The sequence below is a fragment of the Rhodococcus sp. NCIMB 12038 genome (genome assembly GCF_002165735.1).
GTDB lineage: Bacteria > Actinomycetota > Actinomycetes > Mycobacteriales > Mycobacteriaceae > Rhodococcus_F.
In genome coordinates, this window is record NZ_NHML01000035.1 from 76557 (window position 1) to 92725 (window position 16169).

Annotated in this window: 19 protein-coding genes; 10 read left to right on the plus strand and 9 right to left on the minus strand. The window is 68.1% G+C overall.

Going from position 1 to position 16169, the window contains the following annotated elements; genetic code table 11:
- Positions 1 to 15: 15 nt before the first annotated feature.
- From CA951_RS35845 to CA951_RS35860, 4 genes are all read right to left on the minus strand, one after another.
- Positions 16 to 1278, minus strand: a complete 1263-nt coding sequence (locus CA951_RS35845) for an MFS transporter (protein WP_087561393.1) — start codon at positions 1276 to 1278, stop codon at positions 16 to 18.
- Between the two features lie 32 nt (positions 1279 to 1310).
- Positions 1311 to 1751, minus strand: coding sequence for a MarR family winged helix-turn-helix transcriptional regulator (locus CA951_RS35850; RefSeq protein WP_087561394.1), 441 nt, complete (start codon positions 1749 to 1751; stop codon positions 1311 to 1313).
- Between the two features lie 91 nt (positions 1752 to 1842).
- On the minus strand, positions 1843 to 2298 hold the full coding sequence (locus CA951_RS35855) for an SRPBCC family protein (RefSeq protein ID WP_087561395.1): 456 nt from the start codon (positions 2296 to 2298) through the stop codon (positions 1843 to 1845).
- Positions 2295 to 3842, minus strand: coding sequence for an NAD(P)/FAD-dependent oxidoreductase (locus CA951_RS35860; RefSeq protein WP_087561396.1), 1548 nt, complete (start codon positions 3840 to 3842; stop codon positions 2295 to 2297). Before CA951_RS35860 ends, CA951_RS35855 begins: the two co-directional genes overlap by 4 nt.
- Positions 3843 to 3992: 150 nt before the next feature.
- Between CA951_RS35860 and CA951_RS35865 the strand changes: the two genes are divergently transcribed.
- The 3 genes from CA951_RS35865 to CA951_RS35875 are packed head-to-tail and all read left to right on the plus strand — an operon-like array spanning position 3993 to position 5528.
- On the plus strand, positions 3993 to 4364 hold the full coding sequence (locus tag CA951_RS35865) for a helix-turn-helix transcriptional regulator (protein WP_087561397.1): 372 nt from the start codon (positions 3993 to 3995) through the stop codon (positions 4362 to 4364).
- Positions 4361 to 5005, plus strand: coding sequence for an SRPBCC family protein (locus CA951_RS35870; protein WP_087561398.1), 645 nt, complete (start codon positions 4361 to 4363; stop codon positions 5003 to 5005). The genes CA951_RS35865 and CA951_RS35870 overlap by 4 nt, the downstream gene beginning before the upstream one ends.
- A 16-nt stretch (positions 5006 to 5021) precedes the next feature.
- On the plus strand, positions 5022 to 5528 hold the full coding sequence (locus tag CA951_RS35875) for a DUF1992 domain-containing protein (RefSeq protein WP_087561399.1): 507 nt from the start codon (positions 5022 to 5024) through the stop codon (positions 5526 to 5528).
- Between the two features lie 4 nt (positions 5529 to 5532).
- On the opposite strand, the gene CA951_RS35880 is transcribed toward CA951_RS35875, so the two are convergent.
- On the minus strand, positions 5533 to 6801 hold the full coding sequence (locus tag CA951_RS35880) for a benzoate/H(+) symporter BenE family transporter (RefSeq protein ID WP_087561400.1): 1269 nt from the start codon (positions 6799 to 6801) through the stop codon (positions 5533 to 5535).
- Positions 6802 to 7044: 243 nt separating this feature from the next.
- Between CA951_RS35880 and CA951_RS35885 the strand changes: the two genes are divergently transcribed.
- Positions 7045 to 7341 (plus strand): hypothetical protein, encoded by a 297-nt coding sequence (locus CA951_RS35885; RefSeq protein ID WP_087561401.1) that lies wholly within the window; start codon positions 7045 to 7047, stop codon positions 7339 to 7341.
- 1 nt (position 7342) lies between these two features.
- Here CA951_RS35885 and CA951_RS35890 read toward each other — a convergent pair whose 3' ends face one another.
- Entirely contained in the window at positions 7343 to 7984 is a 642-nt protein-coding gene (locus tag CA951_RS35890; protein WP_087561402.1) for a ScbR family autoregulator-binding transcription factor, read from the minus strand.
- Positions 7985 to 8086: 102 nt separating this feature from the next.
- Here CA951_RS35890 and CA951_RS35895 point away from each other — a divergent pair, with 102 nt between their 5' ends.
- Positions 8087 to 8815 (plus strand): lysoplasmalogenase, encoded by a 729-nt coding sequence (locus CA951_RS35895; protein ID WP_087561403.1) that lies wholly within the window; start codon positions 8087 to 8089, stop codon positions 8813 to 8815.
- On the opposite strand, the gene CA951_RS35900 is transcribed toward CA951_RS35895, so the two are convergent.
- Positions 8799 to 9245 (minus strand): hypothetical protein, encoded by a 447-nt coding sequence (locus CA951_RS35900; protein WP_087561404.1) that lies wholly within the window; start codon positions 9243 to 9245, stop codon positions 8799 to 8801. The two genes, CA951_RS35895 and CA951_RS35900, sit on opposite strands and share 17 nt — an antisense overlap.
- A 114-nt stretch (positions 9246 to 9359) precedes the next feature.
- Between CA951_RS35900 and CA951_RS35905 the strand changes: the two genes are divergently transcribed.
- The 4 genes from CA951_RS35905 to CA951_RS35920 all read left to right on the plus strand — a co-directional run bounded on the left by CA951_RS35905 (position 9360) and on the right by CA951_RS35920 (position 13238).
- On the plus strand, positions 9360 to 9965 hold the full coding sequence (locus CA951_RS35905; protein ID WP_087561405.1) for a hypothetical protein: 606 nt from the start codon (positions 9360 to 9362) through the stop codon (positions 9963 to 9965).
- A gap of 4 nt (positions 9966 to 9969) precedes the next feature.
- On the plus strand, positions 9970 to 10662 hold the full coding sequence (locus CA951_RS35910; RefSeq protein ID WP_087561406.1) for a TrmH family RNA methyltransferase: 693 nt from the start codon (positions 9970 to 9972) through the stop codon (positions 10660 to 10662).
- Positions 10663 to 10696: 34 nt separating this feature from the next.
- On the plus strand, positions 10697 to 11815 hold the full coding sequence (locus CA951_RS35915) for a glycoside hydrolase family 76 protein (protein WP_087561407.1): 1119 nt from the start codon (positions 10697 to 10699) through the stop codon (positions 11813 to 11815).
- A 67-nt stretch (positions 11816 to 11882) separates the two neighbouring features.
- The gene (locus CA951_RS35920) at positions 11883 to 13238 is read left to right on the plus strand and encodes an LLM class flavin-dependent oxidoreductase (RefSeq protein WP_087561408.1); all 1356 of its coding nucleotides are present in this window, start codon (positions 11883 to 11885) and stop codon (positions 13236 to 13238) included.
- 241 nt (positions 13239 to 13479) lie between these two features.
- On the opposite strand, the gene CA951_RS35930 is transcribed toward CA951_RS35920, so the two are convergent.
- Both CA951_RS35930 and CA951_RS35935 read right to left on the minus strand, forming a co-directional pair.
- Entirely contained in the window at positions 13480 to 14145 is a 666-nt protein-coding gene (locus CA951_RS35930; RefSeq protein ID WP_087561410.1) for a DedA family protein, read from the minus strand.
- Positions 14146 to 14170: 25 nt separating this feature from the next.
- Positions 14171 to 14902 carry a VTT domain-containing protein gene (locus tag CA951_RS35935; protein WP_373414876.1) on the minus strand — a complete coding sequence of 244 codons (732 nt, stop codon included), beginning with the start codon at positions 14900 to 14902 and terminating at the stop codon, positions 14171 to 14173.
- A 227-nt stretch (positions 14903 to 15129) separates the two neighbouring features.
- On the opposite strand from CA951_RS35935, the gene fbaA reads away from it, so the two are divergent.
- Positions 15130 to 16164, plus strand: a complete 1035-nt coding sequence (gene fbaA / locus CA951_RS35940) for a class II fructose-bisphosphate aldolase (RefSeq protein ID WP_087561412.1) — start codon at positions 15130 to 15132, stop codon at positions 16162 to 16164.
- Positions 16165 to 16169: the final 5 nt, after the last annotated feature.

The window sequence follows — 16169 nt, forward strand, 5'->3', positions numbered from 1 at the left end:
ACTCACGTCAGGGGGTCAGTCGGCGTCGCCGGCCGTGACGGCCAGTGCCTCGTCGACGCTGTGCGGTTCGGGATCGTGCTCGTCGACGTGGGCGAGGACCTTTCGGCCGGTCGCGAGGACGAGGATCGCGGCGGCGGTGCACACGGCGCCGACCCAGAACGGCATGTGGATGTTGCTCTCACCGAGCTTGCCCGCGACCCACGGTGCCGCGGCGCCGCCCACGAAGCGGACGAAACTGTAGGCCGCGGATGCCGTCGACCGCTCGACGGGGGCGGAGATCATCACGGTCTCGGTGATGAGGGTGTTGTTGACACCGAGGAACAGCCCGGCGAGGACGACGCAGACGATGAGCACGGTCTTGTTGTCGGTGAACGCGGCCATCATGGCGAGGTCGAGGGCGAACAGCGCGAGGGCCACCATCATCATCGGCAGCGTGCCGAAGCGCCGCTGCAGGCGCGGGGCGAGGAACACCGACGCGACGGCCAGTGCGAGACCCCAGCCGAAGAAGATGAATCCGATCGAATACGTGCCCATGTCCAGCGGGAACGGCGTGTACGCGAGCAGTGTGAAGAAGCCGTAGTTGTAGAGCAGCGCGGTGATCGCGACGGTGAGCAGGCCGCGGTGGCGCAGGGCGAGGAACGGTGCGGCGATCGACGTGCGGTGCTCCGGTTTGGGGGCGGACGGCAGCATCACGACGATCAGGATGAACGCGACGGCCATCAGGGCTGCGACGCCGAAGAACGGTGCGCGCCAGCTGATGTTGCCGAGGACACCGCCGACCAGCGGGCCGACGGCGATGCCGATGCCCAGTGCGGCCTCGTAGAGGATGATGGCCCGCGCGACGCCGCCGCTGGCCGCGCCGACGATGGCGGCGAGTGCGGTCGCGATGAACAGGGCGTTGCCCAGTCCCCAGCCGGCGCGGAAGCCGACGATCTGGGCGATGGTGCCGGAGCTGCCGGCCAGCGCCGCGAATACGACGATGACGGCGAGACCGGTCAGAAGCGTCTTCTTGGCGCCGATCCGGCTCGACACCACACCGGTGATGAGCATCGCGACACCGGTGACCAGCATGTAACTGGTGAACAGCAGCGACACCTGCGACGGGGTCGCGTCGAGTTGTTCGCCGATCGGCTTGAGGATCGGGTCGACGAGCCCGATGCCCATGAACGCGATGACGCTGGCAAAGGCGACGGCCCACACCGATTTCGGCTGGTGGAGGAGGCTCGGTGGCGCCTCGCTGCTGTTCGTGACGGTTGCGGTCGTGGTGCTCACGGCCACCTCCTTCGATGTGTTTCGGGGTGGATGGGTCGTCAGGCGCGGGCCGACGACTTGACGATCGAACGCAGTTCCGACAGACCTTGCGTCAGTCGTTCGAGCTGCTCGGATTCGAGGTCCGCGAAGTGCGGGGCGAGGGCGCCCGCGATCTCGTTGCGGGCCACGGTCAGCCAGTCGCGTCCGGGATCGGTGATGGACACCCGGACTGCCCGGGCGTCATCCGGATCGGGCCGGCGGGCCACGTATCCGCGATCGGCGAGCTTCTGGAGCAGGGCGGTCGCGGACGGTTGCGAGCAGCGGTCGATGCGGGCGAACTCGCTGATGCGGAGCTCGCCGTGGTCATCGAGCAGGGCGAGGGCACGTACCCACGGCCGGGGATGGTCCTCGGATCCGAAGGAACTCGCGAGCCTGGTGAATCGGTGAGAATTCGTGACCAGGTCGACGAGCAGGCTCTGCAGCCGCGTGTCGCCGTCCATGCAAAACATGTTACATAGGCTAACTATCTATGTACACAGGCGCCGGCTGTTCCACCTGTCACACGAGGGTGAACAGCGGCCGCGAAGTGAGTCAGGCCGACCGGCGCGCCACTTCCTCCACCTGACGCCGCAGCGTGGCGTCGGTGTGGCGGATCGCCTGCGCGACGAAGGGCTCGATGATCCTGCCGAGCGCCTTGCCCGCGAGTCCACCGGGCAGGTCGTAGCGGAAATCGACCGTCAGGCGGGTCTCGGTCTCGCCGACGGCCTCGAACTGCCACCGCGAGTGCGTGTACAGGCCGTCGATCGATTCGAGCTCGATCAGCGAATTCCGTTCCCACCCGGTGACCTTCACGACCGAACCGAGAGTCTTGGGGCCGATCTTCATCGCGGCGTCGTAGACGGCTCCGAGCCCGCGGTCCTGTTCGCCGATCGGGTCGAACTTCGTGATCCCGAACATCCAGGACGGGACGTGGCGATAGTCGTCGACGTAGTCGAACGCGCCCGCGACGGGTGCGCCGGCGACAGCAGTGTGATGGATCTCGATCATCGTGACTTTCCTGACGGGTGAGGGGAGGGGGACGGCTGTGTCCGGTACGGCCGGACGGCGTAGTTCTCGAGGTCGAAACGGGCGAGGCGGCGGCGCAGGGACCGGGTGGACCACGGCCACGCGGCGAAGTTCCTGCCGTCGGCGTCGAGGTAGTAGCTGCTGCACCCGCCGTTGTTGAACACGGTCGGCTCCAGGCCCTTCTGCACCGCGTCGTTGAACCGGCGGAACGGCTGGTCGCGCACCTCGAGCACTTCGATGCCCTGCCGCTCCGCCTTGGTGATTCCGTCGATTATGTAGTCGAGCTGGGTCTCGGCCAGTCCGAGGAACGAGTTGTACACCAGGATGTTCGGGCCGAGCATGATGTACGCGTTCGGTGCGCCGGGTGTCGTGGTGGCCAGATACGCCTCGGGACTCTTCGACCACTTCTCCGACAGCAGTGCCCCGTCGCGTCCGCGGATCCGGCTCGCGATCGGCGGATGGCTCACGTCGAAACCGGTGCCGAAGATGATGACGTCGACCTCGCGGCGGGTGCCGTCGGCGCCGACGACGACGCGTCCATCGACCTCGGTGAGGGCGTGCGGGATCAACTCGACGTTGCTCTTCGTCAGTGCCGGGAGATATGTGTTGGACAGCAGGAGACGTTTGCATCCGAGTGTGAAGTTCGGGGTCAGTGCCGCGCGAAGTGCCGGGTCCGGCACCTGCCGGGCGAGCCAGCGGGTGCCGAGGGGGTTGAGGAGCCGGGCGGTGCGTTCGCGGCGCATCGCCCAGGAGAGCGTCCGGAGAACGACGTCGAGGATCTGCCGCAGCGCGCGCTGCACGGCGGGGACCCGCGAGAACACCGACTGCGCGAGTCGGGGGAACGGGAAGTCCAGGCGGGGCACCACCCAGGCCGGGGTGCGCTGGAACACGTACAGCGCCTCGACGTCCGGCTGGATCTCGGGGATGAACTGCACCGCGGACGCGCCCGTGCCGACGACCGCGACCTTCTTTCCGGTGAGGTCGACGTCGTGGTTCCAGCGGGCCGAGTGGAAGATGTCGCCGCCGAAACCGTCGATGCCGGGTACCGCGGGAGTGCTGGGTTCGGTGATGGGGCCCGCCGCGAAGATCACGTGCTGGGCGACGATCGTGCCCCGACCGGTGTCGAGGATCCAGCGTCGGCGCTCGTCGGACCACACGGCCTCGTGGAGTTCGGTCTGCATCGAGATCCTGGACTGCACGTCGTACTTGGCGACGGTGTCCTCGATGTAGGACAGCAGTTCCGGCTGGAGTGCGAAGTTGCTGCGCCATCCCGGGTTGGGGTTGAACGAGAACGAGTACACAGGTGCGGGAATGTCGACACCGCACCCGGGGTAGGTGTTCTCGCGCCACACGCCGCCGACGCGATCGGACTTCTCCAGGACGGCGAAGTCCGTGATGCCCGCGCGTTCGAGTTTGACCGCGGCGGCGATTCCTGACAGGCCGGCGCCGACCACGACGACGCGCAGGTGCCGCTCGTCTCCGCTGCTCTCGCGCGCTGCGGCGTGCTCGGGGGTGGTCGCTGTCATGGTCGCTTCCCTGGGTGGATACGGAACCTTCGCCGTCAGTCCATTTAACTGAGACGTGGTGTCACAGTAAAAGGAGTGTGGGCGGCTTGGCAAGTGATCGGCAATCATTTGCGTCTTGACTTATATAAGCGAAGGCTGAAATATAGGGGCATGCACGCCTTCGACGTACTCGGCGATCCGGTCCGACGCCGGATCCTCGAGCTGATCGCGGACGACGAGAAGACGTCCGGTGCGGTCAGCGACGTCATCCGTGCCGAGTTCGGCATCTCGCAACCCGCCGTGTCTCAGCATCTGAAGGTCTTGCGGGAGAACGGTTTCGCCACCGTCCGGAGCGACGGTGCGCGAAGGCTGTATGCGGTGGAGACCGAACCGCTCCGCGACATCGACGCGTGGCTCGGCCAGTTCCGGCGTTTCTGGACGCCGCGGCTCGACGCACTGGCCACGGAGATCGCGCGGGGGCGCCGCGAAAAACGACTGTCCGGCGAGGACAAAACAGACCCGAAACAAGGGAGCGATCGATGATCGAAGTGACGGAACAGATCAACGCGGTGCGCCGCTCGGTGGGCAGTCGGACGCTCGAGGCGGGCGAGGCCCGCACCGTGACGATCGGACGCATCTACGACGCCACGGTGGAGGAGGTGTGGGAGGCCTGCACTACCGCCGAGCGAATCCCACGGTGGTTCATGCCGGTGACGGGCGACCTGCGCCTGCACGGTCGCTATCAGCTCGAAGGCAACGCCGGCGGCGAGATCCTCACGTGTGATCCGCCCAACGGATTCACCGCGACCTGGGAGTACGGCGGCGACGTCAGCTGGATCGACGTGTCCTTCACCGCGGACCCGGCCGGGGGCACCCGCTTCGAGCTTCTGCACACGGCGCACGTCGACGACAAGTTCTGGGACGAATACGGGCCCGGCGCGACCGGCGTCGGCTGGGAACTGGGGGTTCTGGGGCTGTTCCTGTATCTGGGGACGGGGAAGTCGATGGACCCGAAGGAGAGCGAGGCCTGGTCGGCGAGCGAGGAGGGCAAGGAGTTCATCACGGCGAGCAGCGAGCAGTGGCGGGCCGCGAGCATCGTGTTCGGGACTCCGGAAGCCGCGGCGACCGCGGCAGGCGATCGCACGACCGCGTTCTACACGGGAGCCGACGCCCCGGCAGGCTGAACCGGGTCCTGGAACAATGGCGTGCGTGACCGAGCGCAAACCTCCCGGGGTGAGCTTCGAGAGCTGGATCGACAAGCAGATCCGGCTCGCTCAGGAGCGCGGCGACTTCGACGATCTCCCCGGTGCGGGCAAACCGATTCCGGCGGGCGACGTCGACGACGAACTGTGGTGGGTGAAGAACTACCTCCGGCGCGAGAATCTGCCCACCGACTCGTTGCTCCCCACGCCGCTGCAGTTGCGCAAGGAGATCGAGCGGCTGCCCGACACGATCCGTGGAATGCCGTCCGAGCAGGCGGTGCGGGATGTGGTGGCGCAGCTCAACCTGCAGATCGTCGAATGGCTGCGGGCGCCGTCCGGTCCGAGGATCCCGGTGAGCCCGGTCGACGCGGACGAGGTCGTCGCGACCTGGCGGCAGCAGAAGCAGTACGTGCAGAAGCCGCAGCAGGCAGCGCCCCCGAAATCGCAACCGGAGCCGGTACCGGACCCGCCCCCGGCAGGCAGGTGGTGGCGGCGGGGGCGGTGACCGATCATCCCTTCCGGAAATCACCCGGTTCCATCACCCGGGACACGAGCAGTCCGGCGATCAGTCCCCAGAAGGCCGCGCCGATGTTGAGGAACTGCACGTTCGAGACGGTCACGAGAAACGTCACGAGCGCGCCGAGCGTGTATCGGGAGCCGAACGCCGCGACGAACGACCCCTGCAGCGCTCGGAGCATCGCGAGGCCGCCGAGCGTGGCGACGAACGCGGCCGGGGTGGCCAGCATCAGCTGAACGAACAGCGGGGCGAAGAGGCCGACGACCACGGCGAGCAGTCCGCAGACGACGGCCGCCGTGTACTGGCGGGTGCGCTGCCCGGACGCCACCAGCAGGGCGTTGGTCGGCCCGGTCAGGCACGTCGACACGGCTCCGACGGCGGCGGTGGCGAGGGACCAGACCCCGCACAGGACGGTGCCGACGTTCATCGGCGGCCTGTGGCCCGCGGACGTCAGCACGGCCGCACCCTGACCGTTCTGCACGACGATGACCGTGATCGCCAGCGGGACGACCAGTTCGGCGATCGCCTGCCAGGTGAACTGCGGAGCCTGGAACATCGGCGCCGCGATCCATGGTGTGCCGGTGCCGGTGGGCTGGAAGCGGCCCGTGACCGCGACCGCGGCCGCCCCGACGAGCAGTGCGCCGAGAATCGGGGGCATCCACCGGCCGAGCGCGGCGCGGGACGCGAGGAGGACGAAGGCGACGACCATCGGAACGGCCACGGCCGCATCGGCTCCCACGGCGTGGACGAGGTCGGTGCCGAATTTCAGGAAGACGCCGGCGACCATGGCCATGACGATCGGCATCGGAAGCATCGCCATCACCTGGCGCACCCGCCCGGTCAGGCCGAGGGCGAGGACCAGGAGTCCGGTCACGAGGAACGCCCCGAGCACCTCCGGCCACGACAGGTGGGTGAGCGAGCCGCCGACGATGATCGTGCCGGGGATCGTCCAGAAGAACGCGAGCGGCTGACGGTACAGCCAGCTGGCGAGGACGGTGAGGATGCCGTTGAGGAAGAAGACGCCGAAGATCCACGACGCCATCTGCCCGGGCGACAGTCCGCCCGCGGAACCGGCGGCCAGGATCACGGCCACGGGACCGGTCGCGGAGAAGATCAGTCCGATCAGCCCATTGGCGGCGTAGGCGCCGCCGAGGTCGCGGAGTAGGCGGCGGGGGCCGGCGGGCGGCCACGGCGGTCGTTCGAAGCGAGGGGGGCGCGTCTGCGCGTCTTCGCTGCGGGTCGGTTCCTCGGTCGTCGTCATGAGGCCTTCCTGCTCGGGCGATGCTCACGATGTACGCATAGCGGACAGAATCTCCGCTCTGCGTACACCTGGTGTGGTCCGGATCATAACCGCCCGCGCCCCGGGGTGCCGGGCCGGGCCGTCCAACCCTGGGTGGAATGCATTCCATCCCTGGGGGCGGCGACACCCGGCCGCCGCCGCGACAGACTCGTAAGCGTCGACCCGACACCATCCGCACCGACCGATCATGCGAAGAAGGGCCACATGGTGGAACTCAGCCGAAATCCCCGAGAGCGAAGGGCCGTGTACGCGCGGCGCACCACGATGGCACTGGAGGGCGAACCACGATCAGCTGTCGAACGAACGTCGACGTTCCTGGCCTACGGCCTGCTGGCATTGTTCGGCGGCCTCGGCATCTTCGGAACCATCTGCTCCGTCGACGCGATTCCGGACGGCGCCCGCATCGCCGTCGTCCAGCCGGCGCCGACGCAGTCACATCCGCTCGACCTGCCGCAACCGGCGCCGGACGGTCCCGAGGAACCCGCCCACACCGGCGTCTGAGTCAGGACGCGACGTCGTCGCGCAGTGCCACGAGTTCGAGCAGGCGCGGCAGCATGTCCGGCGACGCGATCGACGGCAGCAGCAGCCCCCACATGTCGGCCAGCCGCTCGTACAGGTCCGCGCGCCCGGTCAGCGCCTCGGACACCAACTGCATGCCCGTGAACGAACTGACCAGGAAACGGGCCAGCGCGGCGGGATCGACGGTCGCGCGCAGTTCACCCGCCTCCCGTGCCTTGCCCGCGAGTGCGACGAGGGTGTCGGTCCAGTCGATGTAGGGATCGGTGGCCGGGCCGCGGGACGTCCCGAGTTCCAGGGTCAGCCGCACTCCCGCCCGCACGATCGGCTCGGTCAGCAGCTGGCGGGCCATCTCCTTGGCGCACAACAGGATCGCCTCCATCGGCGACCGGGCCGTCGCGAGCACGCGCTGCGCCGCCAGCATCGCCATCGCGTGCTGTTCCTTGATCACCGCCCAGGCCAGCGCCTCCTTGGACTCGAAGTGAAAGTACAAGGCGCCCTTCGTCACGTCGGCGTAGGAGAGGATGCCGCTGAGGCTCGCGCCGCCGTACCCGAGCTTCTCGAAGCTCAGTGCAGCACCCTCTAACACTTGATGGCGGGTGGCCGCCGCGCGCGCCTGTTTTGCCATCAGCTGTGCCTCACAATCGCGGATTCTCCGTCGCATCCACTCTCCAGTCAACCACTGTTCGGACCGGTAACCTCGGCTCATCCGAAAGCGTGGGAGGAAGACGTGAAGTCGAAGAACAACTGGGGTGTCGAGCACGCGGTATTCGCCGGTGCGACGCTGGCCACCGTGGTCGGAGCCGTCACCGGTCGGGAACGGTTGCAGCGCGTGGCGAAGCCACTGATCGCGCCCGCGCTCGCCGTTCGGGTGCTGCGGCGGCGCGCGGGCACCGACCCCGCCGACGTCGCGCTTCTCCTCGCCGGTCTCACTGCCGCGACCGTGGGGGACGTCTTCATGATCGACCCCGACGACGACGCCCGTCTCGTGCGCGGCGCGTCCTCGTTCGCCGTCATGCAGGTCGGCTACTCGGCGCTGCTGCTGCGCCGGGGCGCCCGGCCTACGGTGCCCGCGTTGCTGCCCCGGCTCGCGGGGTGGGCGGGCGCGGCGGCGCTTCTCCACGGGCGCGCGAAGGAGGTCGCCGCACCGTTGACCGCGTACGGCGCGCTGCTCGGCACCACGTCGACCCTCTCGGCCGACCCGTCCCTCGCGCCCGGCGCCGACGTTTACGCGAATGTGGCCGTGCCGGGAACCGACCGGCGCAGCTGGCTCGGCGTGGGCGGGATGCTGTTCACCGCCTCCGACGGCCTGATCGTGGTGCGGCGCTTGTTCATCCGGGGAGAACAGGGGAGAGCCGCGGCCGAAGGAGCGATCCTCGCCAGTTACGCGGCGGCCCAGCTGCTGCTCGTCGAGGGGATGCTCGCGCTCGGGCGCCGCCGGATCACGGGCAGAGCATGATGTGGTCCCGGTCCTCCGGGTCCACAAGGATGGTGATCGTCTCGCCCGGTACGAATCGTGTCGCGTTCTCCCGCCGCACCTCGTAGACGACCCGTCCGGCGTAGCTCTCCGATCCGGGCACGGTCAGCCGGAGGTCCAGTTCGGTGAGTTCGCCGTCGTCCGGGGTGCGGCGGAGCGGGGTGACGTGCTCGATGCGGGCCCAGCCCTCGAGTCCGTGGCGTTCGAGTTTGCGGTCGGCGCGGCTGGGCCGACCGGCCGCCATCATCCCGAAGCCCAGCGCCGAGCCGAAGGCCGCGACCAATCCCATGATCTGGTACGGAATGGTGGCCGGCGGGGTGTGCTGGATCAACCATCCCAGCCAGACGGCGAGGACGACGACGTAGCCGACCGTGACGAAGCAGACCGTCCGCACGATGCGCTGATGATTCATCGAATGCCTCCACCTCCAGGTTAACCCGTCCCGGCCTCGCCGAAGCGGCCCCGCCGCCGCACTGCCGTTAGAGTGCAGTGTCGGCAGCAGGTAAGTATGTATGGAGGTGGCCGTATGGCGTGGCGTCGGGTGTCGTTGGTGTGTCTGAGCATTGGCTCGGCCATGATGCTCGCAGGGTGTGGTGGGTCCTCGGACGCGGTGGCTCCGCCGACGTCGACGACGACGGCCGCGGCCCCTGTGACCACCACCACGACGACGGTTCCGCCGACCACCACGACCACGACCGTTGCGCCGCCGCCGCCGACGACGACGACCGAAGCGCCGACCACGACGCTCGTCGACGTCCCGTACGAGCACAACGAGTCGTACTTCTTCACGTCCCCGGACGGCGGGTTCCAGTGCGGCATCATCAAGCTGCCGAACCGCACCGAGGCCGGCTGCCAGGGGTCGACGAGCCCGGTGCCGCCGCGCCCCGACGACTGCATGGTCGACTGGGGTCACGGCATCCGCGTCGAGAACGACGGCGAGGCGTCGTTCATGTGCGCCGGCGGCCTCGTGTACACCTCGGGCGGCGCCGAACCGGACGCGGCACTGCCCGCCGGGTCGAAACTGACGAAGCTCGGCTACACCTGCGGCACCACCGCCACGGCCGTCACGTGCACCAACGACGAGACGTCGCACGGGTTCACCGTCGCCCCCGATTCGAACAAGACGTTCTGACGTCGTGAGCGGAGTCGAGACGGGCCCGGTGGAGGTCGAGGTCGCCGAGACGGGTCCCACCGAATGGGGCGAGAACCCGAACGGCGTCGGCCCGTGGACCGAGGAGCACGACACCCCGCCCCCCACCGACCCGCGGTACGACCCCGAACTGCTGGCCGGCGGGGATCGCCGCAACGTGGTCGACGCCTACCGGTACTGGACGCGGGAAGCGATCGTCGCGGACATCGACAGCCGGCGCCACCCGCTCCACGTGGCCATCGAGAACTTCGGGCACGACGCGAACATCGGGACGGTGGTGCGCACCGCCAACGCGTTCGCCGCCGCGGCAGTCCACATCGTGGGACGTCGACGCTGGAACCGGCGCGGCGCCATGGTCACCGACCGGTACCAGCACGTCCTCCACCACCCGGACGTCGAGGGCCTCGTCGACTTCGCACGTGAGCGAGGTCTCACCATCGTGGCCGTCGACAACACACCCGGGTCGGTGCCGCTCGAGACGGCGAACCTGCCCCGCGACTGCGTGCTCCTGTTCGGCCAGGAGGGGCCGGGAGTCACCGACCAGGCGAAAGAGGTTGCGGCGATGACGGTGTCGATCGCACAGTTCGGTTCCACCCGCAGCATCAACGCGGGGGTCGCCGCGGGAATCGCGATGCACGCGTGGGTTCGACAGCACGCGGACCTGGGCCGTGCGTGGTAGCGGAACCCTCGGCGAATAGGCAAGATCAACTCTTATGCAGGACTCGTGGTCGGCGCGCGCGGACGCCGCTGAAGAAGCGGTGGTGAGCAGGCACCTTCGCCGGCTGTGGGCGCTCCCGGGCACCACCCTGGGCGTCGTCGCCTGGCCGGCGGTGCGGCGCGAGCGGCTGTTCCTCAGCTGGCACTACTGGTGGCAGGCCCACCTGCTCGACTGCGCCGTCGACGCCCTCGAACGCGACCCCACGCCGCGCCGTCGTCGCCGCATCGTGAAACTTGCGCGCAGCCACCGTATGCGGAACATCTCGGGCTGGACCAACAACTATTACGACGACATGGCCTGGCTGGGAATCGCCCTCGAGCGTGCCCAGCGAATGCACTTCATAGACAACAGAAGTGCGGTGCAGGCGCTCGAATCCCAGTTGTTCGACGCCTGGGCGCCCGAGGCGGGGGGCGGCATCCCGTGGCGGAAAGGCTCGAATTTCTACAACGCGCCCGCCAACGGCCCGGCCGGGATCATGCTGGCCCGCACCGGAAAGTTGTGGCGCGCCCAGGCGATAGCCGACTGGATCGACGACACGCTGCGGGACGCGCACACGAACCTGATCGCCGACGGCATCCACCCGGGCGGCGAGATCGAACGCAGCATCTACTCCTACTGTCAGGGCGTCGTTCTCGGACTCGAAACCGAACTCGCCGTGCGCCTCGGTTCCCCCCGGCACCGCAACCGGACGCACCGGCTGGTCGACGCCATCGACGAGCACCTCGCACCCCACGGCGTCATCGACGGCGGCGGTGGGGGAGACGGCGGCCTGTTCAACGGAATCCTCGCGCGGTACCTGGCGCTGACCGCGGTGATGCTGCCGTGGGAGTCGCCCGCCGACATCCGGGCCCGGGAGATCGCCGCCCAACTCGTGCTGACCTCCGCGGAATCGGCGTGGGAGAACCGCCTGCAGATCGAGGGGCAGCCGCTGTTCGGCCACGACTGGACCCGGCAGGCGCAACTGCCGGGACTGGGTGGGGGAATCGCCACGTTCACCGGGGGCACCGTGCGCTCGTCCGGGATCCCGGAACGCGACATGTCCGTCCAGCTCGGTGGCTGGATGCTGATGGAGGCCGCGCACATGGTGTCCGCGGCGGGGTACCCGCGACGCTAGGCGACGGTTCGAATCACGCGAAAATTAACCGTATCGCCCCGGATTCGGCGCTGTTAGACAGTTCGTTATGTCAGATCAACAGCGGCAGCTGAGTCTCAACGCGTTCATCTACCCGGCCGGGCACCACGAGTCGGCGTGGCGTCACCCGCTCACGACGCCCGAGCGGCTGTACGACGTCTCCTACTTCCAGGAGATCGCGCAGACAGCGGAAGCCGCGAAGCTGGACGCGATCTTCTTCGCCGACGGCCCCGCCCTGCGCAGCGACGTCGAGCACGGCGCCGCCGGAGCACTCGAGCCCATCACGCTGCTGACGGCCATCGCGACGGCCACCGAACGGATCGGGCTGATCGCGACCGCGTCCACGACGTACTTCGAGCCCTACAACCTCGCGCGGCTGTTCGCGTCCCTCGACCACATCTCCCGCGGCCGGGCCGGCTGGAACATCGTGACCACCGGCACCGACGTGGCGGCCGCCAACTTCGGACTGCCCAGCCACCCGGACCACGCCGACCGCTACGCGCGGGCGCGGGAGTTCGTCGACGCGACCGTCAAGCTGTGGGACAGCTGGGAGGACGACGCCATCCTGATCGACAAGGCCGCGGGCATCTACGCGGACCCGTCGAAGATCCACGAGATCAACTACGTCGGACGCCACCTGCGGGTGCGGGGACCGTTCAACGCGCCGCGCTCCCCGCAGGGACACCCGGTGCTGGTGCAGGCGGGTGCGTCCAACGAGGGCCGCGCGTTCGCAGGCCAGTACGCCGAGGCCATCTTCACCGCGCACCAGCGGCTGTCGGACGGGCAGGCGTTCTACGCGGACGTCAAGCAGCGTGCGGTGCAGTTCGGCCGCAACCCGGAGCACGTGAAGATCCTTCCCGGCATCAGCCCGTTCCTCGGCGACACCGAGGCCGAGGCGCGGGACCTGGAGCGAGAATTCAACGAACTGACCTCGCCCGAGTACGGGATCGCCCAGCTCGAGGCTCTCACCGGCTCGAGCGTGCGGCACCTCGATCTCGACGCCCCCGTGCCCGCCGGACTGTTCGGGGACGCCGGCGACGTCACGGACAACAAGCAGAGCCGTCTGCAGGTGATCGCCGGCATCGTCGAGCGGGAGAACCCGACGCTGCGCGGACTGCTGCACCGTCTCGCCGGTGCGCGTGGGCACAGGGTCGTCGTCGGGACGCCGGTGCAGGTGGCCGACACCATCGAGGAATGGTTCACGCAGGGCGCCGCGGACGGGTTCAACGTCATGCCGCCGTACTACCCGGGCGGTCTCGAGGTGTTCGCGCAGAAGGTGGTCCCGATCCTGCAGGAGCGCGGACTGTTCCGCACCGAGTACTCGGGCACCACGCTGCGCGACCACTTCGGGTTGCCGCGCCCCGAGAGCCAGTACGCGGACGCGCCGGGCACCGTCGCGCTGTAGTCACACGGGCCGGGGCTCAGGCCTCGGCCCGGTCGCGGCCATCGACACGATGGTGACGGTCGTGGATGCGTCGACGTTCCTCGCCGAACTGGCCAGGGGCGAGCGCCGCGGGGCACACCCCGGAGTCGCAGGCCGGACCGAATCTCGTGACCGAACCCGCCCAACTGTGGGCGCGATCAGGACCGGCGGCGTGGACTCTCTTCGACGGCCCGTTGCCCGCGTGGGACGCGGTGCACCGGCACTAGTCCAGCACTTCCTCGACTTCCACTTCTTCGGGCGGACGCGCCATCTCCTGCCGGTAGTGCCACACCCCGAGCACGGTGCCGATCACCAGCAGCGCGACCATCCCGGCGAGCACCGCGGGCATCAGCCACGACACCCGGTCGAGGAACGAGCCGAAGTAGAAACCGATGAGCAGCAGGACAGGCGCCCAGAAGATGGCGCCGATGGTGCTGGCGATCGTGTACTTGGTGTGATTCATCTTGGCGGCACCGGCGACCAGCGGGCACAGGGTGCGGATCCACGGAATCCAGCGGGCGACGAGTACCGCCCAGAATCCGTGCTTCTCCAGCAGAAGGTTGACCTTGTGGAGGTTGGTGTAGTTGAGATACTTCCCGCCCTTGCGGGCGAGGATGTGGTTGCCGGTGCGGTGACCGATGACGTACCCCACCTGGTTTCCGCAGATGGCAGCGATCATCGCGCCGACCGACAACGCCCACACGTGACCGGTGCCCGACGCATGGTTGGCCAGCACGATGCCCGCGGTGATCAGCATCGAGTCGCCGGGCAGGAACAGGCCCAGGATCACCGCGCACTCGATGAACACGAACGCGAGCACGACGACCCAGACCAGCGCTGGGCCGGCCGAGACGAGAGGCCCGAAGCTGCCTGCTGCCGTGGTGACCATCGTCAGTGCGCTACCCCGATCGGATTCAGGAGGTGGGATCGGTGGGGGTGGTGACCGGTTGCGGGTCCTCGGCCGCGGCGCCCGCGCCCTGGCGGGACTTCACGATGCGCTTGCCTACCTCCACGATGATCGGCAGCACGGACACGAAGACGATCAGCAGGAAGATGACGTCGACGTTGTCGCGGATGAACTCGATCTGCCCGAGAAGGTAGCCGAGCAGCGTGACGCCGGCGCCCCACAGGATGCCGCCCACGATGTTGTACGTCAGGAACAGGGGGTACTTCATCCGCGACGCACCCGCGACGACCGGCGCGAACGTGCGCACGATCGGAACGAACCGGGCCAGGATGATGGTGATGGGGCCGTGCTTCTCGAAGAAGGCGTGCGACTCGTCGATGTACTTCTTCTTGAAGAACCGCGCGTCGTCACTCTTGAACAGGGCGGTCCCGCCCTTGCTGCCGATGAAGAAGCCGACCTGGTCGCCGAGGATCGCGGCGATCGGGATCAGAACCAGAAGCACCCACAGGGGGGCGAACGGTTCGATCTCCGTCGACTTCGACGCCGCGATGAGTCCCGCGGTGAAGAGGAGCGAGTCGCCGGGGAGCAGGGGGAACAGCAAACCCGACTCGATGAAGACGACCAGGAGAAGTCCGACGAGCACCCACGTGCCGAAGGAGTTGAGGAGGTTCACCGGGTCGAGGAATCCCGGCAACAACGCGAGGTTGGTCACGGAATCCGATGCTGCCTGCACAATCACGGCCCTCAGCGTACCGGCGTTCTGGCCGACTGTCGGAATAGTGCAGGTCATGGAGTTTCGGCCCGGTCGGGGACCGGCTCAAACCCCGGTCGTCGACCGGACCGAACGAGGTGCCACGACAGCCACCGGGCGACGTACGCTAACGGTATTGCCATACTGCTAGGACCACATCGCGCGCTGCGCTGATCGCGCGTGCCGAAATCGACTCTTTATGGAGGACTGCCGCCGTGCCTATCGCGACTCCCGAGGTCTACGCCGAGATGCTTGGTCGGGCCAAGGAGCACTCCTTTGCCTTCCCCGCCATCAACTGCACTTCTTCCGAAACCATCAACGCCGCCATCAAGGGCTTCGCGGACGCCGGCAGTGACGGCATCATCCAGTTTTCGACCGGTGGCGCCGAGTTCGGTTCGGGCCTGGGCGTCAAGGACATGGTGACCGGTGCGGTCGCACTCGCCGAGTTCGCTCACGTGATCGCCGCGAAGTACGACGTCACGATCGCCCTGCACACCGACCACTGCCCCAAGGACAAGCTGGACACGTTCGTCCGCCCGCTGCTCGAGATCTCGCGCCAGCGCGTCGAGGCCGGCCGCAACCCGCTGTTCCAGTCCCACATGTGGGACGGTTCGGCCGTCCCGATCGACGAGAATCTGGAGATCGCCCAGGAACTCCTCGCGAAGGCGAAAGCAGCCAACATCATCCTCGAGGTCGAGATCGGCGTCGTCGGTGGTGAAGAGGACGGCGTGGAAGCCGAGATCAACGACAAGCTCTACACCTCGCCCGAGGACTTCGAGAAGACCGTCGACGCGCTCGGCACCGGCGAGAACGGCAAGTACCTGCTGGCCGCCACGTTCGGCAACGTGCACGGCGTCTACAAGCCGGGCAACGTGAAGTTGCGTCCCGAGGTGCTCGAGACCGGCCAGAAGGTCGCCGCCGCCAAGCTCGGCCTGTCCGACGGCTCGCAGCCGTTCGACTTCGTTTTCCACGGCGGGTCGGGTTCGCTGAAGTCGGAGATCGAGGACGCGCTGAACTACGGCGTCGTCAAGATGAACGTCGACACCGACACCCAGTACGCGTTCACCCGTCCGATCGCCGGCCACATGTTCACCAACTATGACGGCGTGCTGAAGGTCGACGGCGAGGTCGGTAACAAGAAGTTCTACGACCCCCGCAGCTACCTCAAGAAGGCTGAGGCCGGCATGACGGCCCGCGTCGTCGAGGCCTGCAACGACCTCAAGTCCGCGGGACGTTCCGTCTCCGGATAGGCCCT